This window comes from Gallibacterium faecale, assembly GCF_027920745.1.
GTDB lineage: Bacteria > Pseudomonadota > Gammaproteobacteria > Enterobacterales > Pasteurellaceae > Gallibacterium > Gallibacterium faecale.
The window spans coordinates 1-2,780 of record NZ_JAQIBB010000022.1 but is presented as its reverse complement, the minus strand read 5'-3'; the positions used below and the strand labels follow the sequence as shown (position 1 = coordinate 2,780).

The 2,780-nt window shown below is 39.2% G+C and carries 3 protein-coding genes; 2 read left to right on the top strand and 1 reads right to left on the bottom strand.

Annotation, left to right across the window (positions count from 1 at the left end; all coding sequences use genetic code 11):
- Positions 1-51 precede the first annotated feature (51 nt).
- Positions 52-846 carry an outer membrane protein assembly factor BamD gene (gene bamD / locus PF272_RS01655; RefSeq protein WP_271141393.1) on the bottom strand — a complete coding sequence of 265 codons (795 nt, stop codon included), beginning with the start codon at positions 844-846 and terminating at the stop codon, positions 52-54.
- A 184-nt stretch (positions 847-1,030) separates the two neighbouring features.
- Between bamD and rluD the strand changes: the two genes are divergently transcribed.
- Together rluD and pgeF are read left to right on the top strand one after the other, a co-directional pair.
- Positions 1,031-2,005, top strand: a complete 975-nt coding sequence (gene rluD / locus PF272_RS01650; protein WP_271141392.1) for a 23S rRNA pseudouridine(1911/1915/1917) synthase RluD — start codon at positions 1,031-1,033, stop codon at positions 2,003-2,005.
- Complete coding sequence (gene pgeF / locus PF272_RS01645; RefSeq protein ID WP_271141391.1) at positions 2,005-2,751, top strand: peptidoglycan editing factor PgeF; 747 nt, start codon at positions 2,005-2,007, stop codon at positions 2,749-2,751. Before rluD ends, pgeF begins: the two co-directional genes overlap by 1 nt.
- The last annotated feature ends 29 nt before the right edge of the window (positions 2,752-2,780 follow it).

The following is a 2,780-nucleotide window of genomic DNA, read 5'->3' as shown; positions in this document are numbered from 1 at the left end:
AAAAAAGGTGTGAAATTGCTCTCACACCTTTGATAAACTTTCACCCATTGATTATTTCAATGGCGGTTTCACATCCGGCGCAGATTCCGGTTTTTCTAATTCTGGGAATGTTTTTTCAGTACGGTTTGCTAAAACTTTCGCAATTTCATTGGCTTGTTTATCCAAATGTAGCTCGGCATAGGCTTCTTGTAACATTGGCAATGCTTTATACGCATAACTTGTTTCAGGATATTGACGTAATAAAATATCTTGAATACGGTTTACCACTGCAACATAAGCTTGGCGTTTTTGGTAAAACTCTGCTATTTCATATTGATGTTTTGCTAAACTTTCGCGGATATATTGCATCCGTTGCACCGCATCTTTAGTATATTCACTGTTTGGGAAATAACGTACTAATGTTTCAAAATTTCCATAGGCATTTTCTCTTGGTTTAGTTTCACGTGAAGCACGATCTACCCCAAAGAAATCTTGGAATAAATTATCCCCCAACGCCATATTGGTTAAGCCTGCGATATATAATACATAATCGAGATGTGGGCCTTGTGGATATTTTTGTAAGTAGCGATCAGCGGTTGATAAGGCATTAACATAATCTTCGCTACGATAATATGCATAAATTAAATTTAAATCTGCTTGTTGTGCGTATTCACCATATGGGAAACGGTTGTCTGTGGCTTCAAGGTAACGAATAGCTTGGCGATAATTTTCATCTTGGAGATAATCTTGGGCTTTTTGGTATAACTCTTGAACTGGTGCCTGTTCTACTTGCTCTTTAGAGTTGGAACAAGCTGTTAATACCAACGCAGATAAGGCAGTGACAGCTATCGCTTTTATCTTATTCATACTCATTATAGATCCTCAATTTGATTGGACGAGTTGCTCGATGAATTCATCGCACAATGTATTTTCAATCTGTAAACTCGCTGATAGTTAAGGTACAATCACGACTTTGACATCATTCTTTGCTGTTATTGTATAGCGTATCAGCAAATAATTAAATGTTTATGTTACTGGAATTATTATCACTATGGAACACCTTAAATTAACGGCAGAGGTTCAACCTCGTCAATTAGGCCAACGATTAGACCAAACTTTAGCGGAATTGTTTCCGGAATATTCCCGTTCTCGAATAAAAATTTGGATTGAAGCTGGTTTAGTACAAGTTGATGGTAAAGTGGTCACAGTACCGAAAGAAAAAGTGTTTGGTACAGAACAGATCGTAATGCAAGTTGAAATTGAAGAAGATACCCGTTTTACGCCACAAAACGTCCCACTAGACATTATTTATGAAGATGACCACATTCTGGTAATCAATAAAACAAAAGATTTAGTGGTACATCCGGGCGCGGGTAATCCTGATAATACAGTTTTAAATGGTTTACTCTATCACTATCCACCAATAGCGGAAGTACCTCGTGCGGGAATTGTACATCGTTTAGATAAAGATACGACAGGATTAATGGTTGTGGCTAAAACAGTTGAAGCACAAACAAAATTGGTACGTGCTTTACAAAAACGCCAAATTACCCGTGAATATGAAGCCATTGCAAGCGGTATTATGACCAAAGGTGGTACAGTCGATCAGCCAATGGCTCGCCATCCAACCAAGCGTACTCATATGGCAGTTCATCCGATGGGTAAACCTGCGGTAACTCACTACCGAATTATGGAACGCTTCCGTAATTACACTCGCTTACGATTACGCCTCGAAACAGGAAGAACTCACCAAATTCGTGTTCATATGGCACATATTGCTCACCCATTATTAGGTGATCAAACTTATGGCGGAAGACCGAAACCACCAAAAGGTGCAAGTGAAGCTTTATTAACTGTATTGCGTCAATTCCAACGTCAAGCATTACATGCCATTATGCTACGCTTAGAACACCCAATTACTGGTGAGTTAATGGAATGGTATGCTCCCTTACCAGAAGATTTTGTGGAATTAGTTGACGCATTAAAAACTGATTACGAATTACATAAAGACGAGCTAGATTATTAATGAAAGCAATTTATCCAAATTGGCAAGTGCCAGCCAATATCCATGCTTTAAGCACATTACGTCCCGGTGGTCATAGCTGTGGCGTATTTGCTGGGCTGAATTTAGGCGATCATGTTGGCGATGATCCTGACTTAGTACAACAGAATCGCCAACAATTAGTTGAGCAATTTCAATTACCTGAATTTCCAACTTTTTTGACACAAGTGCATGGCACAACTGTAAAACGGTTACATCTTAACGATAATAATCTCACTGCTGATGCTTGTTATACTAATCAAGCTAACCAAGTCTGCTTGATTATGACCGCTGATTGCTTGCCAGTTCTTTTTGCAGCAAATAATGGCAAAGAAGTTGCCGCCGCTCATGCTGGCTGGCGTGGTTTAGCTCATGGTGTATTAGAAAATACATTAGCTCAATTTACATCCTCTCCTGATCAAATTAACGTCTGGTTAGCACCTGCGATTGGCCCAACCGCTTTTCAAGTCGGAGAAGATGTCCTCACTGCATTTTGTCAAATAGATCCAACTGCAAAACAAGCGTTTCAACCTGATCCTCAAAATGTAGGCAAGTATTTTGCTAATCTCTACCTACTTGCACGCTTACGCTTACAAAAAGCAGGCATCTTAGCTGAAAATATTAGTGGTGGTAAATATTGTACCTTTAGCGACCGAGAAAACTTTTTTTCGTATCGGCGTGATGGCAAAACTGGCCGTATGGCAACTTTGATCTGGTTTAGTGAAAAATAAAGTTTATAAGACAGTAAAGGGGCTAATCT

Bases quoted from the DNA above. Each gene is read 5' to 3' on its own strand.
- bamD (WP_271141393.1), bottom strand. From the start codon at position 846: ATGAATAAGATAAAAGCGATAGCTGTCACTGCCTTATCTGCGTTGGTA.
- rluD (WP_271141392.1), top strand. From the start codon at position 1,031: ATGGAACACCTTAAATTAACGGCAGAGGTTCAACCTCGTCAATTAGGC.
- pgeF (WP_271141391.1), top strand. From the start codon at position 2,005: ATGAAAGCAATTTATCCAAATTGGCAAGTGCCAGCCAATATCCATGCT.